The sequence below is a fragment of the Aeromonas sp. S18(2024) genome, assembly GCF_041402525.1.
Taxonomy (GTDB): domain Bacteria; phylum Pseudomonadota; class Gammaproteobacteria; order Enterobacterales; family Aeromonadaceae; genus Aeromonas; species Aeromonas enteropelogenes.
This window is the reverse complement of record NZ_JBGLQV010000002.1, coordinates 522965-545893: the sequence shown is the minus strand read 5'-3', so window position 1 is coordinate 545893 and position 22929 is coordinate 522965. Positions and strand designations below refer to the sequence as shown.

Sequence of the window (22929 nt, the reverse complement as noted above, 5' to 3'; positions counted from 1 at the left end):
CCCATGCCTGGTCCTGCCCGTGCCGGCGCCCTGATCTATGCCAAAGATCCCGGTTTGCTGACTCACTTTTATCGCACCTTGTTGCAGATGGATCTTCTTAGCCAGGATAAGCAGCTGGTGGTGCTGGAGAACGGCGATTTCCAGCTGCTGCTCCACACTCTCCCCGAGCCCTATGCAGGCCAGGTCGTGGTCACCCAGCCCCCCGAGCTGAGAGAGCGTAGTGCCATCAAGCTGTTCTTTACCGTGCCGAGTCTCGCCTGGGCGGAGGCAAAAGCAGCCGATCTCGGCGGTGGCCTGTTGCCGCAGCAGTGGTCAGGCCCCGGCTTTGTGTTGCGTAATGCCTTTGATCCGGAAGGCAACATCCTGCAGTTGCGGGAGTTTCTCGGGGCCCCCGAGTCACACTGAATCCGCCAGGCGTGCGATAAAAAAACGGGGCAGCCAGGCTGCCCCGTTTTTTCATGTCACAGTGTCAGGCCATCACTTCAGATAGCGCTGTTCCAGATGCTGGCGCAGCCAGTGCGGGTTCAGCGCTTCACCGGTGGCGCTGCGCACCAGCTCGTCTGTGTCATGAAGGCTCCCCTGGGACCAGATGTGGCGGCCCAGCCAGGCGAAGATCTCCGGCAGGCGGCCCGCCTCAAGAAGGCTGCTCATACTGCCCAGCTCCTTCTCCAGTGCGAAACGCAATTGCGCCGCATACATGGCACCGAGCGTGTAGCTCGGGAAGTAGCCGAACGAGCCGTCGGTCCAGTGGATATCCTGCATGCAGCCGTTCTGGTAGTTGCCCTTGGTAGAGAGGCCCAGCCACTGCTGCATCTTGGCATCCCACAGCTCGGGGATGTCCGCCACCTCAATGCGTCCCTCGATGAGGTCGCGCTCCAGCTCGTAGCGCAGGATCACGTGAGCCGGATAGGTCACCTCGTCCGCATCGACCCGGATAAAGCCTGGTTCTACCCGGTTATAGAGCTTGGCCAGATTGGCCGGTGCAAAGGCCAGCTGTTCGCCAAAGTGGGTGCGAATGCATGGCGCCAGGAGCGCGAGGAAGGCGGGATCATGGCCCAGCTGCATCTCGCAAAACAGGCTCTGGCTCTCGTGAATGCCCATGGAGCGAGCCTCGGCCACCGGCTGGCCCAGCAAGTGGCGCGGCAGCCCCTGCTCGTAACGGGCGTGACCGGTCTCGTGCACTATGCCCATCAGGCTGGAGACAAACTCCTGCTCGTTGTAGCGGGTGGTGATGCGCACATCGGTCGGCACCCCGCCGCAAAATGGGTGGTTGCTCACATCGAGGCGGCCGTGGGCAAAATCAAATCCGAGCAGTCCCATTACCTCCTGGCCGAGCGCCTGCTGGCTGGCGATGGGGAAGGGGCCTTGCGGGATCAGGATGGTTTCGCTCTTTTGCTGCTCGCTCACCTGCTGGATGAGGGAGGGGAGCCAGCTGGCGAGATCGCCGAAGATCTCGTCGAGCCGGGCGCTGATCATGCCGGGCTCGTAGAGCGCCAGCATGGCGTCGTAAGGGCGCACCCCGAGGGCCTCTGCACGCAAGGAGGCGACCTCCCGCGACAGTTTCACGACTTCTGCGAGATTCGGCGCAAAACCGGCCCAGTTGTTATTTTTGCGCTGGCTGCGCCAGGCGTGCTCGCACTTGCTGCCGGCCAGCGACAGCGCCTCCACCAGCTCGCCGGGCAAGAGGCTGGCGTCCTGCCACTGGCGCTTGATCTCGCGCAAGTTGGCGCGCTGCACCTCATCCAGCGCTTCCGTCTCAGCCTTGGCAATCCAGTCGCCGAGCTCGGGAGCGGTACGCTTGTGGTGGATCAGCAGACCGAGCTCCGCCATGGCTTCGGCGCGGGCCTCGTTGCCCCCCTCCGGCATCATGGCAGCCTGATCCCAGCCGCAGATGGCCGAGAGGTGGGAGAAGCGGTGCAGCTGTTGCTGATGTTGTTCAATTTTTTGATATGACATGGGATTGTCCTTGTTATCGTCCCTGATGCTATGCACCCCGTACCTGGCATGATCGGGGTCGCTCGATGCTATCACTGCCATGACGCCCTGCGCCATGTTTGCCGGTTGGCCGGGTCAGCCGAGGCGCTTCTGGTGACGTTCGCGGTTTTCCGCCTTCTTGCGCTCGCTCTTTCGCAGCAGCACATAGAGGGCGCCGCTGCCGCCGTGACGACGTTCGGCGCTGTGGATGGCCATCACTGCCGGCAACTGCGGCAGCCAGGCGCTCACATAGCTTTTGAGCAGGGCGCGTGGCGTGCTGCGCTCCCCCTTGCCGTGCAGGATCAGCAGGCAACGGATGTCCCGCTGCTCGCAATCCTGAATGAATTGCACCAGAGTCTGGCGCGCCTCGTTGAGGGTCTTCTGGTGCAGATCCAGGCTCGCCTGCAACTCGTATTTGCCGAGCCGCAGTTTCTTGTAGACTCCCTCCTGTACCCCGTCGCGCTTGAAGCCGACGATCTCGTGGGGATCGCGCATCTCGATCGCCTCCATGGTGAGGTGATCGAGCTCGAGCAGCTGTGCAGTGGCGGCCTGGCGGCGGGCCAACTGGGCTTCGGTCGGGGTGGGTTTGCCCACTTGGGGATGGATATGATCGCTGCGAATGGGCCTGACATCGGCCACTTCATTCAGAAATAGCGAGAGTTCGTCGTTATGAGACACGGCAGGCTCCCCATCAGAAAAAGTGGGAGCCATTATAGCGGCGGGAAGCGAGACGGAAAACGGGACAGGCGGTCAGACGGGGCCGGCCGCCCTGGGTTGCTACGACTCGTTGTGATGGGGCTGCTGCTCTCCCTTGGGCGGCTGCGACTTCATCACCTTGTAGATGAAGTAGGCCGCATAAGAGCTGATCAGCAAGAAGGTACCGATCACCACCAGCATGGACATCAGCCCCACGCTGTTGCCAAACATCAGATCCAGCCAAAAATCCATTTTATTGCTCCTGTCACCCGATTGATGACAGGCATGATAAATACCTCTTTATCCGTAGGGAGATGATCCCGATCAACTCAATGGATGGTTATTAAACATCCACGCCGATTTGTGATCGTTCTCACTGGGCTCCTTGCGTCACGGTTGGCTGGGTCAGCGGTGTGATGCGCCACCCTTGTTGCTCCAGCTGGGCCAGCAGCCCCTGTTCGCCGTAAAGATGCAGGGCGCCTACCACGATGAAGCTTTCATTCGGCAGGCTCGGCCATTTTTTCAGCCAGTTGCGGTTGCGCTCCGCCAGCAGGGTCTGCTCCATCCAGCTCTGCAGGGCGGGGGGAGCCATCTCCTCCTTGAGCAGATTGATGAGGGTGGCTTCGTCCCCCTGTTGCCACGCCTTCATCACGGCGGTAAAGGCATTCTCGAGCATGGGCAGCTCGTCCAGGGTGCTGGCCAGCATCAGGGTCTGGTTGTCACCGACACTGGCGAGATAACCGAGCTGTTCCAGCAGGGTTTCGAAGCCGACGACGGGTTTGCCCTCTTTGGCGGCCAAACCGGCAAAGTGCTGATCGATGCCGAGTTGGCTGTCAAAGCCGGTCTTGGCCATGGCCGCCTGGGTGAGGGTAATGGCGGCAAACCAGGGGCGCAGTGGCGAGAGGGTCGCCTCATCCAGACCATAGCGGATCCCCGCCATCAGGGTGCGCTGGTAGAGCTCGGCAGGCAGGTACTCCTTGAGGCTCTTGCCATCGTTGAGCTGGGTGAGAGACGCCATCCCCTGCCACTGCTCCTGGCTGATGCTGTTCATGTCGACTTCCATCACCAGGGCGCGACTCTGCTGCCAGGCGCGCTCGACGGGCTCGGGCAACGGATAGAGCGTGGGCTTGCCCGCATGAATGGAGCCCATCAGCCAATGCTGCTCATCACCCTTGCTGACCCGGTAGAAAGCGGGATCGGCCAGGGCCGTCAGCGGCAGCAGCAGACAGAGCAGGAAGGAAAACAGTGTGCGGTGAAATTTCATGGGGCGCCTTATGTGTGTAGGGTGGCTTCTCTTCATGACTATAAACCCTATGATAAGACCTCCATTCAGATAACCAAGAGGTTTGCCATGCCCCATCTTCGTTTTCGCGCCATTTCCCTCGACACTCTGCAGCAGATCAGTGGTCCGCTGCTGGCCGAGCTCTGCACCCTGACCGGCGGCAAGCCGGAGTTTGTCACCATGGAGCTGATCGACAGCTGTCAGGTGCGCAATGGCACGGTGGAGACGGGCTCACCCTTCGTCGAGTTGCACTGGTTCGAGCGACCACAAGCGATGCAGGACGCGGCAGCCGGGCTCATCACCCGCCACCTGAAGGCAGCATTGGGGGAGCAGACCTATGTGGTGGTACAGGTGATCCCCATGGTGAAAAGCGCCTACTACAGCAACGGCGAGCACTACTGATCGAGGCGACGGTGCGCGTCGTGCCAGCGGTTTGCCCCGGCTAGGAGGCGTCGAGCAGGGCCTGGATGGCCTGCTTGCCCGGTTCAGGCCGATTTGGCGAGGATCCGGTCCAGCCAGCGGCTTGGCAACAGGCGGCGCAAGATCGCAAACAGCCGGGTTGGAAAGGTAACGGGGTAACGATGGCGCGGCCGCTTGCTGGTGAGGGCGTGCAGCAGCGGCGGGATGCAGGCTTCGCTTGGCAGGGTAAAGCCGCGGGCGCCGCCTTCACGCTCCAGCCGGCTCAGGGTCTGCTGGTAGGCAGCCTGATGGCGGCTTTGCGCCGGATCGATATGGCGCAGGAAGGCGGCGCGGGCATTGGCGCGAAAACGGGTGTCGATGGGCCCGGGCTCGATCAGGCTGATATGCACGCCGGTGCCGACCAGTTCAAGGCGCAGGGTATCGCTGTACCCCTCCAGCGCGAACTTGCTGGCGTTGTAGGCGCCGCGATACTTCATGGCCACCAGCCCCAGCACAGAGCTGTTTTGTATTATCCGCCCCTCTCTTGCCGCCTGCATGGCGGGTAAAACCTGACGGATCAGGTGGTGCCAGCCAAACAGGTTGGTCTCGAACTGCTCGCGCAGCGCCTCGGTCGGCAAGTCTTCCAGTGCGCCGGGCTGGCCGTAGGCACCGTTGTTAAAGAGACCATAGAGGCGTCCTCCGGCCAGTGCCAGCGCAGCGCCAGCCCCCTGTTCGATGGAGGCGGGATCCGCCAGATCAAGTTGCACTGCCAGCAATCCCGCCTGCTGCAACCGGGTCACATCCTCCGCCTTGCGGGCCGAGGCGATCACGGTGAAACCGTGCTCCCCCAACGCCTTGGCGGCGGCCAGCCCTATGCCGCTGGAGCAGCCGGTGATCAGCACAAAACGGGACATGAGAACCTTCCTTGTAGCCTGAGGGGAGTCGAGGCGCATGGTAGCCCGAGCGCCGGAAAAAAGAAAACCGGGCCGACTGGCCCGGTTTGCTGACAATCATTGCCTGCTTACATGATGGTAAACGGCATGATGACGTGGAACTTGACGTCATGCTCGGAGGCGAAGATGTTGGGGTAGTGAGTCCAACCGCCGCTCTGGGTGATGTCGTTGTTGTAGTCGGTGTAGTGCAGCTTGAACAGGGTGCCTTTCAGCTTGCCATCCTGCACGGTATAGCTGACATCGAAGTTGGCAGCCCATTCGGTGTCTTCACCGTTAGCGGCTTTCTTGCCCTGACCATCTTCGATATCCCAACCGTAGGCACCGGATACACCCACAGACCAGCCCGGAGCACCCACCAGATCATCCAGGGAGCGAGTCACGCCGAAGAACACGGCTTTCTCGTTGTTGGCGTTCCAGTCGGAGCGGGAGTCCCACCAAATTTCGTTGGCGCCCTGGGAGTTGGCGTAGCCGCGGGTCAGACGAGGCAGGTAGTTGCCTTCAGCACCTTCTGCCTTGGTCCACATACCTTCCAGGCGGAAACCGTACGGGCCTGCGCCCCATGCGGCGGTCAACGCTTGCTGCCAAGCCAGGCCGTCATAAGTCTCGATCTCGGAACCGCCCTTGGTGTAGGTGTCAGTTTCGGAGCCGTAGAACTGGTAGCTGGTGGAGAGGCCGCCCAGTACGTCAAACTTGTGAGCCAGTTTGAAGTGGTAGCTGTCCATGTAGTCTTCGGACTGACCGAAAGAGGCGGTGATGGCGGTACCATTTTCAAAGGTGTAGCGAGCCGCGACAGCGTGGATGTAGTCGATGACGTTTTCGTCAGCAAACGGATCCATCCATGCCTTGGCGCGGGAGAAGACCTGGGTCTCTTTGTACCAGGGAGCCTTGTACTCGTCGGCAATGGCGTAAGTCAGGTAGAGACCACCGAAGTTGCCTTCAACCTGGCCACCGCGATAGGTACCCGGCTGATAGGACCAGTTGACACCGATCTGACCCGGTACGTAGAGCTGGGTGTAACCACCCTTAGCGGTCAGGGCGCCTTCCAGGAACTTCAGTTTCAGAGCAGCGTTGGAGAGGCTGAAACCACCTTCAGGAGAGCCATCCTTGAAGTTGTTGCCCCAGCTGCGGCCAGCGAAGGAGAATTCGTTCTCCTGGTTGACGGCGTGGTCTTCGGTCACGGCCAGGTCATAGGCGCCAAAACCACCCAGATCCAGACCTACTGTGTCCCAGGCATAACCGGAGTTGAAGTTCAGGGCGGCTTGAACAGTGGAGTGGCTCAGGTTGGATTGGTACTGGCCTACATTGTTCTTGTCGTTGGGGTCACCGTCGATACGCTGACGATCACGCTGGAAGTAGAAGAGGCCGCCAGTGATTTTGGAGTCATTGACGAAGGCTTCATAGGATTTGCCGTATTCCGGGCTCATCATGTCCTGGGCTGCCAACGCCATACCGGGGGCGACCAGCGCGGCTACCACAGCGGCACTCAAAGCGGCGCGCTTGAAGATCACTTTTTCCATTTCTATTGCTCCTGATTTTATGGACTTAGCTTTTTTGTTCCGGCAGTTGGCAGCAGGCCTACCGCTCGGTATTGGCATTGCAATCAAAACCCCGAAGGGCAAAAAAATCGTTGTATCTGGTCTGCAGCCGCGACGTCTTGGCACATCTGCGGTGGGCAGCTCTGTTCATCACTAATTGTGTTTTTTGTGTTCCGATCCTTGGCTATCGGACAACTCAAGAGTACGTTCGCGGTGCGAAATATCAATTAAAAGTTCCCACCAAGTTTCAAAAATATGACCGAGTGCAAATAATCGTGACGGCCGCTCTCATACCGTTTCATCCCCCGTATGACGGCAATGATAACGTTTTCTTGCTTGCCGTCAGGGTGGTGGAACCTGCGTATCCTGCAGGGTTATGCCGGTGCGGGTATAACCCGTATGCAACATATAATTTTGCGATACAAAAAAACTCACTCCGCCATGGCGGAGTGAGTAGGGCGAATGGTGCGGCTCAGCCTTGCTGGCCGAGGATGCGGGGGATCTGCTGGGCCTGGTGATGGATATGGGATGAAACCTGGACCGACAGCTGGCTGACCTGGTGCGCATGTTGATGGATGCGGGCGATCAGGTCGGCAAAGCTGGCAAGCTTGTGTTCCTGACTTTTGGCGTTGTCCGCCCCCTGCAGGGCGATCACCGCCGTGTTGCGGGCTATTTCCCGCACCGCCAGGGTGGTCTGGCGCAACTGTTCGGCCTGGACCCGCTGGCTGCCGGATTCGCTGGTGATGCGGGTCAGCACGGTGGCAAGTTGCTCACCCGAGTGGGTCAGCCGTTTCAGTATGTCGGTGATCTGGTCAAGGGAACGTTGGGTATGGGCCGAGAGCGTGCGCACTTCATCCGCGACCACGGCAAATCCCCGCCCGGCTTCACCGGCCCGGGCTGCTTCAATGGCGGCATTGAGGGCCAGCAAGTTGGTCTGCTGGGCGATGTGGCCAATGACATCGACGATGGCGGAGACCTCGGTGACCGACCCCCTGAGCGCGCGCAGGGCCTCGTCGCTCTCGTCGATGGCGAGCCCGGTCTGATGGGTGGCGTGCAGCATATTGCCGACCAGCCCTTCGCTCTCGCTCATCGCCTGTTCGTTGTGATGGGCATGCCGGGCTATCTCGGCTGCGACCTGATGCACTTCGCTGGCCAGCTGGTTGAGCTCTCCCATCATCTGACCGCTCTCGTCGACCACCTGCTCCGTGGTGCGAGTGCTCTGGTGAATTTCATCGACCTGATTGACCATGCCCTGCAGGCTGGTGGAGACCGCCGACAGCTGGCCGGCCTTGTGTTTTTGTTCCTGCTGCAGGCGTCCGATCAGACGGTTGTAGCTGGCGACGATATCCGCCAGTTCGTTGCGCTCGCGCCCCGTCGGTAGGGGATCGGCCTGGCCGGTCTGATCCAGTAGCAGGAAGGCGCTGCGCAACCGCAGCAGTGGCCTGAGCAGCCAGCGGCGCTGCACCAGGGCAAACAGCAGCGCGACCAGCACCAGACACAACGCCAAGGAACCCAGTATGGTGGCAAGGTGGCGGGTCACCGCCAGACGCGCCTGGGCGAGCTGTTCTCCCATCAGCCCGGTTGCCTGCAGCATCTGCAAGATGTCCTCCTGTATCGCCTGACGGCCCGCCTGTTGCTGCCCCAGCGCCTTGCGGCTGTTGGCCAGCTCCTGTGGGTAACGTTTGATCAGCGACAGCAGTTCGCTACGAGGCTGCTCACCCAGCTCCTGGCGTTGTGGCTCACCCAGGGTGAATTCATCGGTCGGTGCCTCTTCATAGCGGCCGAGCAGAGGCAGGGCTTGCAACTGCTCCGCCTGTTTTTGCAGGGCGCCCAGTTCGAAGCGGATCCCCTCGAGCAACTTGTCGCGGCCCTGCGCCATGTAACGCTCGCGCAGATGGGCGAGTCCCGGTAGGCTGGCCAGCACGGTGGCGGCTCCCTCCCGGTATTGCCGGGCGACAGCTCCTTGCTCGTCGGAGTTGCCCGAACCGGCGTAACGCAACAGGGCAATGGCCTGGCTAGCGAGCTCGTTTTCGGCATGTTGCAGCAGTGACTGGCTGTTGCCGGAGAGCTTGCCGGCGGCAAGATAATCGTGCGCGATCCGCTGCTCCATCGCTGCCAGCTGCTGGCGCAGTGGCCCTGCCAGAGCATCGGGTTGTCCCGTCAGGCTTTCCAGCGCTTGCTGGCGCAGCGCCTGCGCTTCAGTGAGTCGTTGCGGATCGCCACTATCCAGATAGGCGCGCAGGGTATCTTGCAGGGAGACAGTGATCAGTTGCTGGCGAGCCTCATGCTGCTGTTGGGCGAGATTGCTCTGGCCCAGTTGCCGCCAGCCGTGGAGCAGGGCCAACGCCTGCCCTCCAGCAACCAGCAACAAGACGAGGGAGGAGAGGGTGGCGTAATGGGCGATTTTCACTGTGATCTTCCTGTATGCACAGACCATGGGGAGCATGGCGTGAGGCTAAACAGGATGCGTGGCATTTTTATGACAGGAGCCTTGCGCGCCTTGGTGGCAAGGGCGCCAGGCTCTCGACCGTCACTTCGGGTGTGCCGTTGCCAGTGCCGGGGTGGTTCGTTTGCCCTGCATGCCGAGCAGGGCTCCCCCCATGATGAGGGTGCCGGCCAGCAGGTGGCGGGGTGTGAGCTGCTCGCCGTTGAGCTGCACCAGTAGAAGAGTACTCAACAGTGGCGTGAGATAGGCAAGGGCACCGATCCGGCGTGGATCTCCGTCCCGCAGCGCAAGATACCAGGTGACGAAGGCGGCCCCCATGGGACCGATCGCCAATCCGATGATAAGCCACCAGTCACCGGTCGGGATCCGGGCAAGGGGCAGGGGCCCCTCCTGTAGCCAGGCCAGCAGCAAGGCTAGCAAGCCGGCGGGCAGGCAGGCTGCCGCCGTCACGACCGCCGGCGCCGGGGGAAGCCGGCGTGAGAGTACGGAATAGCCGCCCCAGATGATGGCGGCGCCGAGTGCCAGCAGATAGCCGGGCAGGTAGGCTTGTTGCAGTTGCAGCTCGCCATTGACCATCACCAGCACGGAGCCGGCCAGGCCGAGCGCTCCGGCCAACAGGTGGCGGGCCTGCAGCGGGTGACCCGGTAGCAGCAGGGGGGTGAACAGTATGATGCACAGGGGCCACAGGTAGTTGATGAGGTTTGCCTCCAGCACGGGAGCGTGGCGAAAGCTCATGAACAGCAACATGTGGTAGAACAAGAGGGCAGTCACAGTGACCAGCCAGGTGAGAGGGCTGGCTCGCCATTGGCGCCAGAATGGCAAGGCCCCTACGCCGCAAAACAGCAGTACCAAGCCCACCAATACCAGTGGCGATACGCTGGTGACTCTGGAGGTGAGGGCTGCCAGAGAGGCCCACAGCAGTATGGTCAGCAGGGCGAAACCGGTGGACCTGTCCCACCAGGAAGAAGCAGACATCCAACACTCCTTTGCAAGATGCACGACATGATAAAAAAGAGGGCCAGTCTAGCAGAGAGGTTTTGTTTTCGGTGACGGGGTTTTTATCCAAAAAGCGTAAAGGCCATAGAACTGGCCGTATTCCGGCCATCGGTGATCTGGCAGATGCCTGATCATGGCCAGAAATAACCCCAAATGCATGTGGAAAAGTGACCTGCTTTGGGTACCTTTTTCTGTCTTGATGGCGGTGGTCAAAAAACTGGATGACTGGTGATGTTATATTACGCTCCCGAAAAGGAGCTGTTTTGCATGGTTATTACCGCCGACGCGATCAAGGTTGTTATTGTCATTGCCCGCTGTGGCAGTTTTGCCGCCGCTTCCCAGGAGTTGCACAAGGTACCCAGTGCTCTCAGTTACACCCTGCATAAGCTGGAGGATGCCCTCGGCGTCATTCTGTTCGAGCGCCAAGGCAAGCAACTGGTGCTGACGGAGGCAGGTTACCACTTTATCAAGCGCGGGGAGCTGATCCTGGGTGAGCTTGGCAGCCTCGAAGATTCCACCCGCCTGATTGCCATGGGGGTTGAACCCGCGATCCGCCTCTCTTTTAACAACATCCTCTCGCTGGCGCCTCTCACCCCCTTGCTACGTGAATGTGAGACTCTTTTTCCCCAGACTGAGATCCAGCTCGCCATCGACGTGCACGACGGGGTGTGGGATGCCCTGCTGGCCAAGCGGGCCGATATCGCTGTAGGGGCGCCCAATCAGGTGATTGCCAATAGCGAGATCGGCGCAGAGCCGATGGGGATGGTGGAGTGGGTGTTTGCCGTGAGCCCGCGCCATCCGGTGGCACAATTGCCCCAACCCCTGACCGAGCGAACCCTGCGCCGTTATCCGGCGATTTGCATTCGAGATACTTCTGTACAGCTCAAGCCCAAGGAAGCTTGGTTGTTGCGTGGCCAGAAAGCGCTACAAGTACCCGATTTCCACAGCAAACTCTCGCTTCAGGCCGAAGGGGTCGGTATCGGTTTTGTGCCGCGTCACTTTGGCCAGCCACTGATTGATGACGGTCGTCTTCAGGTGATGACAGTAGAGTCGCCGAAACAGCCGACCCCACTGTTTTTGGCTTGGCAGCGCCAGCATACGCGTCCCTGCTTTAGCTGGTGGTTGCGGCAACTGCGTGATCCGGCCTTGCAACAGGGGTTGCAGGGGCCACTCTGCTAGCGCTGGTTCTGCTATGAAAAGGCCGCAGATGCGGCCTTTTTGGTATGTGAGGGAATCAGTGAGCCTGTTTATCGGCGAGCAGTGCCGGGCGGCGACTTAGCGCCAGATAACCGAGGCTTGCCACCAAAATGGAGTCCAGCGACGGGATCATGGTTAGAGTGATGACGCCGTTGGCGGTCAGGAAGCCGACCAGCGAGCCGAGGATCCAGACCACAAAGGTGCTCCATTTGATGGGTGGTTCCTGGGCCAGCAGTCGCTTGTCGTAGCCCTGGCTGCGATAGCGCAGGAAATCGGCGATGTAGATGCCGGCCACCGGCGGGGTGGCAATGCCCAAAAAGAGCAGGAAGGGGATAAACCAGCTCATGATGTCCATGCTGCCGATCAGGGTCGCCAGTATCCCCAGCGCTACGGTGATCTGCCACTTGGGAATGCGCTCAAGCAGGGTGGAGACCACCAATGTCCCCTGGAACATGTTGCCGGCGTTGCCGGTGACGCAGGCAAAGACCAGTAACAGTGCTGCCGGCAGTGCTGCACCGAGTGGCGCCATGGCACCCAGCAGGGAACCTTGACCCGTGATGTTGCTCGGGGTGGCACCAGCCCAGAACAGGAGCGGGTAGGCGATCATAAAGGTGAGCGCTGCGGCGATCAGGGCATGCTTGCGGTTATGCACGAAGCTGCCGAAATCGGGCAGGGTGGCCACCAGAACTATGATGGTGCCGACCACGCTTGAGACCGCAACACCGGTCTCCATACTGCTCAGGGCATCGCCAATGGGAGCGGGCGGGGTGTCGAGCACTACGCTCAGGATGTAGCAGAGCATCAGCGCAATCACGGGCACGGCCAGCTGGGCCACCTTGCCGAGCACGGCAAAGCCAAAGGCGGTCGATGCGGTGAAGATCACGCATCCCATAGCCACCAGCAGGGGCGCTGGTACCGACCAGCCCTGCTGGGCGAGCAGATCCTGCACCGTGTATCCGAACATGTTGGCGGTGACCGAGATCCAGCCAAACAGGCTGATGGCCATCAGGATGTTGATGGCAGTCGCCCCCTTGTTGCCAAAAGAGAACTTGACGATGCCATAGGTTGGCAGTCGGGCTTTTTCTCCCACGCTGATGGTGATGGCAGAGAGGATGGCCAGGATCAGCCCCCCCAGCGCCACGACGCTGACGAGTTGCCCCTCCTGCAACTGGTTACCCAGACTGGATGAGGAGAGAAGCACCGGGGTCATGGCGATGCCCAGCAGGATCATGGTGATGTGCAGGCCGGATGCCGTTCCCGGGCTCGTGTCGGTTTTGCGCATGATGAACTCCTTTGCTTAGTCGATGTGGTGGTGACCTGTGTAATTGCGCCAGCCGCCGGTTTCGGTGATCTCCCGCTGTCCCTCGACCAGCCAGGGCTCGGCCAGTACGCCCAGCACTTCCTGACCATCTTTCAGGGTGACCTTGCCAATGGAGAGGCCGGCGGGTTCTTTTTGCAGGATGTTGCCAAGTCCGGCGGGCGGCACAGCCCACAGCTCCAGAGCAATCTCGGCCCCTTCACCGGGGAAACGAACCATGCCGGGGTGGCGATCGCCGATGCTCCAGCAGCGGTAATCCGCTGTGGTGGCTGACTCGGCGACAAACTCGGCGCCGACGGCCAGCATGTTGGGATTCAGCTCCAGGCCGCGCATCAGGGTGCCGTTGACTGCGAGCAGAACCTTGTTATCAGACATGAGTACTCCTTAACGTGTGTGGTGATATGTGTCTCGTAGCGGGGCACCCGGCCCCGCCTGTCATCAGTGACCCAGAAAACGGGTGCCGGCCTGGCCAAGCACCGCCTTCCCCATGGAGGGCGGATTGGTGATAAGACCCACCCCGCTTGGACAACTTTTGAGGTAGCTCAGCATGGCCTCCACCTTGGGACCCATGCTGCCGGCACCGAAGTGACCGTCGGCCAGCAGCTGTGTTGCTTCGGCAAGGTTCAGGCTCTCGAGCCAGCGCTGCTCCGGCGTGCCGAAATGGATGGCGACCTGCTCGACACCGGTCGGGATCAGCAGCATGTCAGCCTGCAGCTCGATGGCGAGCAGGGCAGAGGCGCGATCCTTGTCGATGACCGCTTGTGCGGCTCGCAGAGAGCCGTCCTCTTCCCTCACCACCGGAATGCCGCCACCGCCGCAGGCAATGACCAGGGCATCCTGCTCGAGCAGGGCGCGGATGGTGGGGGACTCGACGATGCCAAGCGGTGCCGGGGAGGCAACCACCCGCCGCCAGCCACGGCCGGCATCTTCGGCAATCTGCCACCCTTGCTCGGCTGCCAGCTGCTCGGCGATCGTCTGGCTCATGTGCGCGCCTATGGGTTTGTCGGGATGCGCAAAGGCCGGGTCGCGACGATCGATCAGGGTCTGGGTGACCAACGCGATGACCTTGGTCTGTGCCAGTCCACGGCGTTGCAACTCGTTACCCAGGGCGTTCTGGAACATAAAGCCGATGGCGCCCAGGGTATCGCCGACGGCGTACTCGAGCGGCACGGTCGGCACTTCAGCGCTGGCCAGTTCGCTTCGGCGCAGGATAAAGCCCACCTGCGGCCCGTTGCCGTGGGTCAGCACCACCCGCCAGCCAGCGGCAATCAGGTCAGCCACATGGCGAGCGGTCTCGGAGACCGCGTCGTACTGTTGGTCAAGGGCCACTTCATCACGGCTTTTGATCAGGGCATTGCCGCCCACGGCGACGACGGCGAGTTTTTTCTTCTGCATGTTTATGACTCCAGTTCGTCGGCGATGGCCGAGAGGGCTGTAACGAAGCAGGCGAGCGGCGCTGTGGTGATCCCCGCACCAATCTGGCCGACACCGGCCTGCTTGTGGGCGATCCCTGTGTTGATGACCGGCAGTATGTTGCGATCCACGACCTTGCGGGCGTCGATGCAAGTGGCCGAGCCGGCAAAGTTGAGCGCAGGCAGGGTAAAGGCAGGGTGCTGGGCCAGGGTGATCTGCTGCATCGCCATGCTGTGGCCGATGGCATCGGCCGGGGTACCGCCGACGAACTTGACGATGGCAGGGGAGGCGGCCATGGCGAATCCGCCGATCCCTGCGGTTTCGGTAATGGCGGAATCCCCAAGATCGGCGGCCGCATCATCGACGCCGTACCCCGGGAAGAAGAGGCCGTTGACCGGATTGGCCGGAGCCTGGAACCAGCGATCGCCGGTGCCGGAGAGGCGGATGCCGAAGTTGACGCCATTACGGGCCATCACGGTCACCATGGTGCTGTGAGGCACGCCGTGCGCCGCATCAAGCATCACCTTGCAGGCAGCCATCGACAGGTTCAGGAAGAAGTGATCGTTGGCGGCGATGAACGCCAGCACCTCGGGCCCGCGGGCCAGACTGGCGAGAGTTGGTGCGAGGCGCTTGAACAGCAGACCACTGGCCGCAGCGTTGCGGTTATGGCACTCGTCTCCCATGTGCAGGGCCTGGGCGATCAGCGGCTTGAGCTCAATTTCACCGCACTGTTCGAGCGCGGCAGCCAGAGTCGGGGCCAGCACGTCGCCCATCCAGCGCAAGCGAGTCAGCACTTCGTCGCTGTTGGCGCCAAAGCGCAACACCTTGCCGAGCCCTTCGTTGAAGTTGCAAAACGCGCAGTTGCCGTGGGCGCGGTTCTCCACCACCCAGACCGGCATGGAGGGGCTGATGATGCCGGACATGGGGCCGACCGCCTGATAGTGGTGGCAGGGCTCGAGCGCAACATCGCCCCGCGCGGCCATGGCCATAGCGCTGTCGACATCCGGGGCCCAGCCTTCGAACACGATGGCGCCGGCGATGGCGCCCTGCATCGGGCCGCACATTTCGCTCCAGTCGATGGGAGGGCCTGCGTGCAGAATGCGGCGCTTGCCGCGTAGCGCCGCGATTTCGCGGCTGGCAACGCTCACGCCGATCAGTGAGGGTTGGGCCTCGAGGTAGCGTTGCATCGCCTGCTCGTTGGCAGCCTGAATACGCGGATCTTCCAGCAGGGTAGCCAGCGTCCAGTTGGCGGCATCATCCCCCTCGGCGACCGGCTGCCAGGCCAGATGCAATACCTGGCCTCCGGCGTCGATCAGATTGTCGGAAAAGCCCTGCAGGCCCAGACCGAGCACCCGGAGCGGTTGTTGAAACAGGGGATTGGCGGATTGAATGCTCATCTTGATTCTCACTTCAGTTGCAGGGCCAGTCGGGCAGCGAGCTGGGCGGCTTGCATATTGCTTTGGGCGATCAGCACGCCAGCCTCACGTAGACGATCGATCTGCTGCTGGCGCGGCTGGGGATCGAGTTCTGTACCGCAAACGTGGGCGATGGCGATAAGCTGGCGTCCGGTCTGTTCGGCCTCGTGGCGGGCACGCGCCAGCGTGGCGAGCAGCTCACCGGTGGGATCGAGGCTGGCGCCATAGCCCAGCACCACATCAAACAGCAGGATGGCGGTGGCGGGATCGGCGGCTTCCTGCAACAGACGAGCGTTGCGCAGGGTCGGGTCGATCATGGGGTGGGGGCGACCCTGGGTAAATTCGTCATCCCCCATGTCCACCAGACTATGGCCGTAACCACGGGCGGGGTCTTGCAGCGAGCTTGCGCCTTTGACCGGCGCGTTGGATTCGCAGGCGAGACCGGCTGTGATGAGGGCTAGCTGGGCTTCGTAACAGAAGGTGCCCCCGGCAAAGATGCCGCGAATATCCCGCTGCCCTGGCGCCATGGCGCCGAGTGCGCTTTGCACCTGATCCAGTGCAGCGTCATCAAGGCTGATGGAGGAGGGCAGCGGTTCATCGCGCAGGATGGCGACGGCCACATCGGCTGCATGTTGCAGGCTGGTGGCAGGGATGACACCTTGCGCTGCCAGCGCGGCGCAGTCGGCGCCAAGGAAATGCACTACGACCGGTTTGCCGCACTCGCGGGCCAGGGCCAGTACCTGCTGGCTCACCGCTTCTGCGGGTGGCTTGGAGATGAGGGTGATCAGGCGGGTGTCGGGGTCTGCTGCCAGCATCCGGATCGCCTGCTGCATGCTCAGGCCGCCGATCTCCTCGTGCAGATCACGCCCGCCGGTGCCAAGCGCCTGGGAGACGCCTTCACCCAGATGATGAATGCGGCAGCTCACCTCTTGCAGACCGGTACCGGAAGCCGCCACCAGACCGATGGTGCCGCGGCGTACTACGTTGGCAAACCCCAGCGGCATACCGTTTACGATGGCGGTGCCGCAATCGGGCCCCATCACCAGCAGGTCTTGCCGGGCAGCAAACTCCTTGATGGCGAGCTCTTGTGCTTCGGGCACATTGTCGGAAAACAGCATGACGTTCATGCCAAGGTGCAACGCTTTGAGCGCCTCGGCGGCAGCGTAGCGACCGGGAACAGAGATGAGGGCGAGGTTGGCGTCGCTGTCGCGCTCCTTGCCCATGGCCAGGGAGGTAGCGGGACGCAGGCCCACGGCACCGGGGGCGTCGTCGACCGGTGCCGGACGCAGCAGTTCGTCGGCCAGTGCCAGTGCCTGCAGGCCAATGGCTTCATCGGCCAGCAAGGCGATCAGCAGATCGCTGGGTTTGGCCACCACGGAGAGCGCCATCCCCGCATCGCGCATCCGATCGAGGTTGGCCTCGGTTGCCATGGCGACCGAGGCCTGACGCACGCCCTCCAACCCGCTCAGGCGGGAGGAGATCTGCATCAGCGAGACGGAGTCCTTGTAGAGATTTGAATAGATTTTGTAATGCAACATGCCGGTGTTTCCGTAATTAACGGGTGTAGAAGGCCCGGACCCGGTCACGGACCCTCTGTCAGTCAGTAGAGAACGGGGCTGTGAGCCCCCGGGGTCAGCCCTTGAGGGCGGTGACCACGTGTGCGGAATCGCTGACCCAGCCGACGATGGCGCCCTGGGCCTGGATCATCTCGAGGGTGACCCGGTGAAATTCGGGGAAGTAGGAGGCGCAGCAATCGGCCGGGATCAGCAGCTCATAACCGCGGTCGTTGGCTTCACGGGCGGTGGTCTGCACACAGACCTCGGTGGTGACGCCGCAGATGATGAGCGAGCGGATGCCGCGCGCTTGCAAAATCAGGTGCAGGTCGGTGGAGTAGAATGCCCCCTTGCCCGGCTTGTCGATCACCGGTTCGCCCGCGATGGGATAGAGCTCCGGGATGATGTCGTGTCCCGCTTCCCCTTGCACCAGAATGCGGCCCATGGCGCCTTGCTCACCGATGAAACGCTTGCCGCCGCGAACCAGTTTGGCGGGCAGGCAGTCGGTCAGATCCGGGCGGTGGCCTTCGCGGGTGTGGATGACCAGCATGCCGTTGGCACGGGCTGCGTCGAGGACCTTGCGGCAGGGGTCGATGGCCCGTCGCACAAGGGAGACATCGTTCCCCAGGGCATGGCCAAATCCATTGGGCTCGACGAAATCACGCTGCATGTCGATCACGATGAGGGCGGTGGTGGCCGGGTCGAAAGTGAAATCGAAAGGCTGTGCACTGATACGCTTGTTCATGGTGTTCTCCTACGGGATGGATGATTCATGTGGCCAGTCTATGGAGGGCTAAGCGGGGCTGCGCAGAAAGAAATTGGCTCCAACCAACAAAAGATTTGAGGGATGGCATTTCACCACGGTGGCACAATGGCGCAAACCGCGATCACCACTGGTGTTGCGCCAGGGCAGGCCTCCATTCCTCCGGATGTGACTATCGATAAAGAGGATCCCGGAACTGTGATCTGCTTCGCCAATCTGTATTCAAGGAGCATCTTTTGTCGTTCTTTTCCCTTTCCGCTGTGCGGGGTTGTGAACGTGTTCGAGCCATTCCTGTTTCGAGTATTCTGACCGTGCACTCCCGCTTCGAGCGCAGTTGTAATCTGGTCTCATGCCAGGGGGAATGGCTCACGCTGCTGGTATGCGACATGCCGTTGCCTCCTGCAGGGGTGGTGCTTGCAACGAGGCAGCTGCCCGATGCATTGCAACCGGGTAGCCGTTGGCGCTGGTGCGGGAGTACGCTCCAGGGGTGTGACGGCGAGATCGCATTAGCCGATTGCCGATGGCACTCGACTTGCCTGACAGGAGAGCGAATCCTGGGCACAGCCCTATTGTCTGCACTGGATCACTTCTTGGTGCAAAATCCTCCTGCTGGCGGCTTCTGGGCGCAGTGGCATGGCAAGGATCGCGACTATCTGACCGCATCGCTGGTGATGCTGGAGAACGGGTTGGGGGGAGTGGAAGACGAGCTGACCCCGGCACTTATTTCCTTGCTCGGTTATGGCCATGGTTTGACCCCATCCGGCGATGATTTTCTGTTGGGAGTGTTATTTGCGCTGGAGAACCAGGCCCATCCACGTCGTGACGAGCTGATCGTTGCCCTGAGCCCACTGCTTGGTCGCACGACGGACATTAGCGCAGCCATGCTGAGATTGGGAGCTGCAGGCCATTATGGCGAGCGTTTGCTGCAACTGGCGGCAGCGCGAGGAGATGACATCTTCACGGCCATCGAACAGGTTGCCGATTATGGTCACTCATCGGGTCATGACATGCTGTGCGGTGTTCGATATGCGCTGAGCCTTGCCCGTGAACGGGCAAGATAGCTACGGCTTGTCGCAGATGGGTCGGATACGGAATATTGCTACATTTCCTGGAGTGGCTTGAGGGCCATCACGTCACGGCTGAATATTCACAGATTGTTCTGAGCCAAAATGACCAAGGGGTTGGCATCATGACGATGCCAACCCCTTGTTTTGTATGGCGCTCCCGACTGGAGTCGAACCAGTGGCCTGTCCCTTAGGAGCCAAGGTAGGTAGTGTTTCAGAAGGTTTTATAAAGTTGAATTTCTGATGGTAACCTATTGTTTTTAATATTTATTTTTCTTGTTGTGGGTTTCAGCTAGTTTCATGAAGTCTCACCCTATATCATGTTTGCTGTGGTACCCCAAGTGGTACCCCAAACAGGGGGGAGAGAATGCTATGGCAAGAAAACCGGTAACGCAGGATCGAGAGATCCCCTCATTGATTTTGCAAGGGGAGGCTTCGATTACCCGCTACGCGGTGAAATCTCCCCATGGCGGTGGATTAGCTATTGAGGTTAGGGCAGGGAAGAGCAAGCGGTTTGTCTATCGTTATCGGATTGCTGGTACTCAGGCGACAGTTGTTCTGGGTAATTACCCTGCGTTGTCGTTGGCGCGAGCCAGGCTTGAGCATGCAGAGCTGGCTGCCCTGGTAAAGAAAGGGATTGATCCACGCAAGCATGTTGCTAGTGAAAAGGCTAAAAATGAAACGGCCCTGACGATGGATGAGTTGCTTGGACGATGGCTTGATGCGCAGCGTGTTGCTGAGGTTGTCAAACCCAAAACCCTCCAATGTCATCAGGAGCGTTGGAATCGTCATCTCAAGAAAACTCTGGGCAATATTCGTTTAATCGATCTGACTCGTGCCCACTTGGCGCAAGCGTTAGAGATAACCCGACGTGCAACAAAAGACGAAACCCGTAAGGGGTTGGGAACGCTAAACCAGATGTTGGATTATGCGGTGGTTCACTGCCTGATTGAGGCCAACCCTGCGAGACTGTTGCGACCCAAGGATTTTGGTGCCAGTGCCGGTTCGCCAAGAGAGAGATGGTTGACAGTCCCAGAATTGCGCAGGCTATGGAAGGCGATTGATGAGGATCTTGGGAGTGGTGGTAGCTTGGCGGCTGGAGGGCGTGGCGTTTCTCGACATGCAACGATTTCTTTACCTGCCGCAAATGCGATTAAGTTATTGATACTAACCGGATGTCGTAGAGGTGAAGTCGCTAATATGCGTTTTTCACATATTAGAGATGATATCTGGACGATCCCTGATACTAAGAATGGAAAGCCACATTCGGTATTCTTATCTCGACAGGCGAAAGCGTTGATTGAGGAACAGGCACTATATGTAAACGGTGACTTTGTTTTTGAATCAGACAGACCCAAAAGTGACGTAATTGAGCCAATTTTAGTTGACTCGATAACCAGAGCTTTAAGGCGTTTCATTTCTCGTTCATTATCTGATATGGAGCCATTTACCGTACATGATTTACGGCGTAGTGCTGCAACAAATTGGGCTGAGAGATTAGATGCAGAAGAGAGAGTGATTGAATTATGTCTGAATCATCTCCCACTCAATAAATTGGTTATAACCTACCATCGGTCGCGACATGACGATAAGAAAAAAATGCTATGGCAACGCTGGGGCGAGTTGGTTGAACTTGAAGTAGCCAATGAGCCACAAAAAACTAACCCTCATGGAAATGTTATTGAGTTTATAAGAAAAGCAAAATAAAAAGGCGGACTAGTGTCCGCCTTTTTTTATTTTGTCATATTCTTCTCTAATCAGCCTTGTGACTACCTCATTTTTTCTTCTATCTGTGTTTTCACAAACAAAGTCTAGTTTTTTAATAATATCTTCGGATAGCACAATACTTACCGCCCTTTTACCATTATTTTTATCACGATATGCCTTTTGTGACCAAGCAGATTTCATATTCTTCTTTAATAAAGATCTCTTATCTTGGTACTCATTAAGTAAATCAAATGTTGTTATGATGCCGAGATATTTGTCTAGCCTGTGATTATCATTTATAAACCAATCTGGAGCCGCGTCCTTGTGTATATATGACCACGCCCAGTTAATTTTATCTGGATCATTTTTAGGTATCCAAGTCTCCAAATCATCAAAGTTTCTTATGTTAGTCCATTTATTTTCCAATGTTTTTATGTTTTTTTCTTTTTCATTTAGTGAAACATCCCACGTATCAAAAAAAGAAATCACATTACGTTTGATGATTTTGTTGTTGGTTGTATTTAGCTCAACAAATCTAAATGCATCTTGTTGCAAGCCAAAAGATATATAGGAGGTTTCTTTGATGATATTTTCTGGTGAGATATATAGTGTTTTTTCAAATCTTGTGCTGTTTGTGTTCATGTTATTCCCAAAAACAAAGTCAGCATCATTAACCAATTCAATTTTTTCTTTAGCACATTTAATATATGCCCATATGAAATTACATAGTCGATCATTATCAGTGTTTATCCACTCGAAATATGATTTATCTAAGCATTCTGCCTTAAGGATTTCATTGATGTATGCAATACCGGAAGAAGAAATACCATTTGCAATCATATTGTCGTGTAAAGCTCGTATGTTAACTCTATTTAGTGTTTTTTCGTTGTTTATTTGTAATTCATGAAGTAAGGCATCATGTCGTCGTTCAAGGGGTTTGAATTTTTTAATTTCAACCCTGTGAATGTTGCAAATGAAAGATAGCTCTCTTTCGGATAAAGACATTAAAGGAGCACCCACTACTTCAGCCATTAAAACCTCCGATTACTAAGTAATTTTTCGATTGATTTATTCTTGTTTGTGGTTTGTTTATATGTTGTTTTTGATGTTTTATCAATTGGTTTTAGTTGTTTTTTTTGAGAAGTATGGCCCATATAGCCTTACTTTTACTGGTTGCTAGCAGAACAGTACCGACGTAGAGATGGTTGAAGTAGAGCCTGCATGTAGCTGAGGTAGACTGTTACGAGGTGTGCAGACTCTTTGTTTTATCTAAGTCATGAGGGGGGAAGTGTTAGGTTTAATGTATTAACGAGATTTTCAGACAGATGAGAGGTACTGATTCAGTATTGAATTTTCAATATTCTTGGTATCGAAACGTTACTAGGTCATGATAATGTTTTAAGTTCGTTTATAGACATAAGCACAATGCTGTCAACCATATGTTCGTGGTTTATCTATTTTTTAGGTATGCGCTTTTATAGAGATGTGTATGCTACAGATATAATATATTGATGATGCGTATGATAAAAATGTAGTGCCTACACTCTTGGTGTTTTTATGATGGGGATTGTTTTTTACATGTGAGCCCACTCCTATGGACGACAAAAGGAGCTCATCATGAAACTAATTAAATTGAAAGATGTCATGGCAATGACATCGCTATCTAAGGCATCTGTTTACCGTCAGATGAATGACGGGAAATTTCCAGCATCAGTCAAGATCGGCCCAAGATCTGTTGCTTGGGTTAGCTCTGAAATAGAGTCGTGGATTGAAGATAAAGTAAATCTTCGCTAGGGCTAATTTCTGAATAATAATTTGAACAAATTAGCTTGTTGCTCAGGCTACAAGTCTTGTCCTATCTGGGATAAGAGTTTTTAGACTGGTTTGATATTCAATACATTTGTGTAGGTAATAGTAATATATGTTTTAAGTTGAATGAATGTGTATATTTAAATGCAATGATACCTTCATTGAAAATATATTGACAGCCTATGAACCTGCCTGCTTGAACCATGCTAAGCAATAGCCATCACTGATCATGGTAGTTTAATTGCTCTATTCCGTATTCAAAGAAAGTGTTAATCGCATCTATACACAAACTATCCTGGTGATTACACCAGTTAATAGACCTTGTTTAAAAACACTACCGCTCTATCCGAAAAACATACCCATCAGTATTTAAACCTTCAATGTCTATCAACAATCTATTGGGAGAGTT

Annotated in this window: 22 protein-coding genes; 7 read left to right on the top strand and 15 right to left on the bottom strand. The window is 57.7% G+C overall.

All coding sequences use genetic code 11. The features are described 5' to 3' along the window. Positions 1-3 precede the first annotated feature (3 nt). Positions 4-405: a VOC family protein gene (locus ACB034_RS05700; RefSeq protein ID WP_371172311.1), complete on the top strand. Its 402-nt coding sequence runs from the start codon at positions 4-6 to the stop codon at positions 403-405. Between the two features lie 72 nt (positions 406-477). Here ACB034_RS05700 and ACB034_RS05695 read toward each other — a convergent pair whose 3' ends face one another. The 4 genes from ACB034_RS05695 to ACB034_RS05680 all read right to left on the bottom strand — a co-directional run bounded on the left by ACB034_RS05695 (position 478) and on the right by ACB034_RS05680 (position 3934). After that, positions 478-1956: a carboxypeptidase M32 gene (locus tag ACB034_RS05695; RefSeq protein WP_371172310.1), complete on the bottom strand. Its 1479-nt coding sequence runs from the start codon at positions 1954-1956 to the stop codon at positions 478-480. A 114-nt stretch (positions 1957-2070) separates the two neighbouring features. Continuing rightward, complete coding sequence (smrA, locus tag ACB034_RS05690) at positions 2071-2652, bottom strand: DNA endonuclease SmrA (protein ID WP_371172309.1); 582 nt, start codon at positions 2650-2652, stop codon at positions 2071-2073. 99 nt (positions 2653-2751) lie between these two features. Further along, positions 2752-2922: a DUF3149 domain-containing protein gene (locus ACB034_RS05685; RefSeq protein ID WP_082037553.1), complete on the bottom strand. Its 171-nt coding sequence runs from the start codon at positions 2920-2922 to the stop codon at positions 2752-2754. A 121-nt stretch (positions 2923-3043) separates the two neighbouring features. Continuing rightward, complete coding sequence (locus tag ACB034_RS05680) at positions 3044-3934, bottom strand: TraB/GumN family protein (RefSeq protein WP_371172308.1); 891 nt, start codon at positions 3932-3934, stop codon at positions 3044-3046. Between the two features lie 87 nt (positions 3935-4021). Here ACB034_RS05680 and ACB034_RS05675 point away from each other — a divergent pair, with 87 nt between their 5' ends. Beyond that, entirely contained in the window at positions 4022-4354 is a 333-nt protein-coding gene (locus tag ACB034_RS05675; RefSeq protein WP_124239012.1) for a DUF1904 family protein, read from the top strand. Between the two features lie 83 nt (positions 4355-4437). Here the strand turns inward: ACB034_RS05675 and ACB034_RS05670 are convergent, their stop codons facing one another. The 4 genes from ACB034_RS05670 to ACB034_RS05655 form a co-directional block, all read right to left on the bottom strand. After that, positions 4438-5265: an SDR family oxidoreductase gene (locus tag ACB034_RS05670; protein WP_342013063.1), complete on the bottom strand. Its 828-nt coding sequence runs from the start codon at positions 5263-5265 to the stop codon at positions 4438-4440. A gap of 107 nt (positions 5266-5372) precedes the next feature. Further along, complete coding sequence (locus ACB034_RS05665) at positions 5373-6821, bottom strand: OprD family outer membrane porin (RefSeq protein WP_061475998.1); 1449 nt, start codon at positions 6819-6821, stop codon at positions 5373-5375. A 490-nt stretch (positions 6822-7311) separates the two neighbouring features. Further along, on the bottom strand, positions 7312-9249 hold the full coding sequence (locus ACB034_RS05660) for a methyl-accepting chemotaxis protein (RefSeq protein WP_371172307.1): 1938 nt from the start codon (positions 9247-9249) through the stop codon (positions 7312-7314). A gap of 120 nt (positions 9250-9369) precedes the next feature. After that, complete coding sequence (locus ACB034_RS05655; protein ID WP_371172306.1) at positions 9370-10260, bottom strand: DMT family transporter; 891 nt, start codon at positions 10258-10260, stop codon at positions 9370-9372. Between the two features lie 288 nt (positions 10261-10548). Between ACB034_RS05655 and ACB034_RS05650 the strand changes: the two genes are divergently transcribed. Further along, positions 10549-11460, top strand: a complete 912-nt coding sequence (locus tag ACB034_RS05650; RefSeq protein ID WP_371172305.1) for a LysR substrate-binding domain-containing protein — start codon at positions 10549-10551, stop codon at positions 11458-11460. Between the two features lie 55 nt (positions 11461-11515). Here ACB034_RS05650 and ACB034_RS05645 read toward each other — a convergent pair whose 3' ends face one another. The 6 genes from ACB034_RS05645 to ACB034_RS05620 all read right to left on the bottom strand — a co-directional run bounded on the left by ACB034_RS05645 (position 11516) and on the right by ACB034_RS05620 (position 17922). Continuing rightward, on the bottom strand, positions 11516-12760 hold the full coding sequence (locus tag ACB034_RS05645) for a cytosine permease (protein ID WP_371172304.1): 1245 nt from the start codon (positions 12758-12760) through the stop codon (positions 11516-11518). 15 nt (positions 12761-12775) lie between these two features. Further along, entirely contained in the window at positions 12776-13171 is a 396-nt protein-coding gene (locus ACB034_RS05640) for a gamma-glutamylcyclotransferase (RefSeq protein WP_042028063.1), read from the bottom strand. Between the two features lie 63 nt (positions 13172-13234). Continuing rightward, positions 13235-14191, bottom strand: a complete 957-nt coding sequence (locus ACB034_RS05635; protein ID WP_371172303.1) for a carbamate kinase — start codon at positions 14189-14191, stop codon at positions 13235-13237. A 2-nt stretch (positions 14192-14193) separates the two neighbouring features. After that, a complete protein-coding gene (locus ACB034_RS05630; RefSeq protein WP_371172302.1) occupies positions 14194-15606 on the bottom strand; it encodes a DUF1116 domain-containing protein in 1413 nt (470 codons plus the stop codon). Between the two features lie 8 nt (positions 15607-15614). Beyond that, on the bottom strand, positions 15615-17162 hold the full coding sequence (gene fdrA / locus ACB034_RS05625; RefSeq protein ID WP_371172301.1) for an acyl-CoA synthetase FdrA: 1548 nt from the start codon (positions 17160-17162) through the stop codon (positions 15615-15617). A 94-nt stretch (positions 17163-17256) separates the two neighbouring features. Further along, complete coding sequence (locus ACB034_RS05620; protein ID WP_026456678.1) at positions 17257-17922, bottom strand: cysteine hydrolase family protein; 666 nt, start codon at positions 17920-17922, stop codon at positions 17257-17259. Positions 17923-18024: 102 nt separating this feature from the next. On the opposite strand from ACB034_RS05620, the gene ACB034_RS05615 reads away from it, so the two are divergent. From ACB034_RS05615 to ACB034_RS05605, 3 genes are all read left to right on the top strand, one after another. Beyond that, positions 18025-18249: a hypothetical protein gene (locus ACB034_RS05615; RefSeq protein WP_042028059.1), complete on the top strand. Its 225-nt coding sequence runs from the start codon at positions 18025-18027 to the stop codon at positions 18247-18249. 284 nt (positions 18250-18533) lie between these two features. Then, a complete protein-coding gene (locus tag ACB034_RS05610) occupies positions 18534-19001 on the top strand; it encodes a DUF2877 domain-containing protein (RefSeq protein WP_371172300.1) in 468 nt (155 codons plus the stop codon). A gap of 375 nt (positions 19002-19376) precedes the next feature. Further along, a complete protein-coding gene (locus tag ACB034_RS05605; protein ID WP_371172299.1) occupies positions 19377-20711 on the top strand; it encodes a tyrosine-type recombinase/integrase in 1335 nt (444 codons plus the stop codon). 9 nt (positions 20712-20720) lie between these two features. On the opposite strand, the gene ACB034_RS05600 is transcribed toward ACB034_RS05605, so the two are convergent. Next, positions 20721-21743, bottom strand: a complete 1023-nt coding sequence (locus ACB034_RS05600; RefSeq protein ID WP_279981774.1) for a hypothetical protein — start codon at positions 21741-21743, stop codon at positions 20721-20723. Between the two features lie 585 nt (positions 21744-22328). Here ACB034_RS05600 and ACB034_RS05595 point away from each other — a divergent pair. After that, a complete protein-coding gene (locus ACB034_RS05595; RefSeq protein ID WP_279981773.1) occupies positions 22329-22505 on the top strand; it encodes an AlpA family transcriptional regulator in 177 nt (58 codons plus the stop codon). Positions 22506-22929 lie beyond the last annotated feature (424 nt).